This is a genomic window from Mesorhizobium sp. M0408, from assembly GCF_040321495.1.
In the GTDB taxonomy this organism is placed as follows: domain Bacteria; phylum Pseudomonadota; class Alphaproteobacteria; order Rhizobiales; family Rhizobiaceae; genus Mesorhizobium.
Map to the genome: position 1 here is coordinate 1 of NZ_JAMYRO010000079.1, position 949 is coordinate 949.

The window sequence follows — 949 nt, forward strand, 5'->3', positions numbered from 1 at the left end:
CTCGCGCTCAAGCGGCACATCGATCCCCACGCGCGTGCCGATCGAGACGAAGGAGAGCTACCGCTGGCTGGAGAACTTGCGCCAATCCATCGCGCTCGTTGGCGCGCCCGAGCGCTGCGTGCATGTGGGTGACCGGGAGAGCGATATCTACGAGCTCTATTGCACGGCGCAAGACCTTGGTACGAGCTTCATCGTGCGGGTGCAGACGAACAGGCTGGCCGAGCAACCTGCCGATGCTGCCCCACACGATCCTGCTCATCGCGTCTTTGCCCAACTTGCGGCGACGCCTTGGGCGGGACGTCATCGCATTACGGTCGATCAGAACGAGACGACCCGGCTGCAGGTGAAGTTCGCCGCCATCAACACCTTGCCGCCCGTGGGCAAGCAAAAGCGCTACAGTCCGCAGGTTCTGACTTACATCCACGCCCTCGAAGAAGATCCGCCGCCCGGTCGCGAGCCGATCGACTGGAAGCTGGTGACCAACTTGCCGGTCGAAGATCTCTCCGCGGCGGCCGAAAAGCTGTCGGCTGGTACGCCCTGCGCTGGAAGGCAGAGGTGTTCCACAAGGTCATGAAGTCCGGCTGCCGTGCGGAGGAGGCAAGGCTCGAAACCGCCGAGAGGCTGGCCAAGTTCCTCGCCCTCATCGCGGTGGTCAGCTGGCGCACATTCTTCGTCACTATGTCGGCGCGTGCCAAGCCAGACGCCGCGCCCGACAGCGTTCTCACCTTCGCCGAGATCACTGCGCTCGACCAGATCGACGCGTCCCGAACGCGACCTCGCGTCCAACACGCTCGCCGCCTACCTGCTGCAAATCCCCATGATTGGCGGCTATCTCGCCCGCAAACATGACTCCTGGCAACATGGTCGTCTGGCGCGGCATGACCCGCTTGCACGACATCGCCTTCGGCATCTCCATTGGATCAAGCCGACGATGTGGGTAATTGAAAGC

General features: G+C 63.1%; 1 protein-coding gene and 1 pseudogene. One reads left to right on the forward strand and one right to left on the reverse strand.

What is annotated here, in order from left to right; all coding sequences use genetic code 11:
* A pseudogene (locus NKI67_RS33785) lies at nucleotides 1-574 on the forward strand (hypothetical protein); the annotation flags it as partial.
* Nucleotides 575-736: 162 nt separating this feature from the next.
* On the opposite strand, the gene NKI67_RS33790 reads toward NKI67_RS33785, so the two are convergent.
* Nucleotides 737-949, reverse strand: a 213-nt coding sequence (locus NKI67_RS33790) for a hypothetical protein (protein ID WP_352649177.1), incomplete at its 5' end; no start/stop codon positions are given.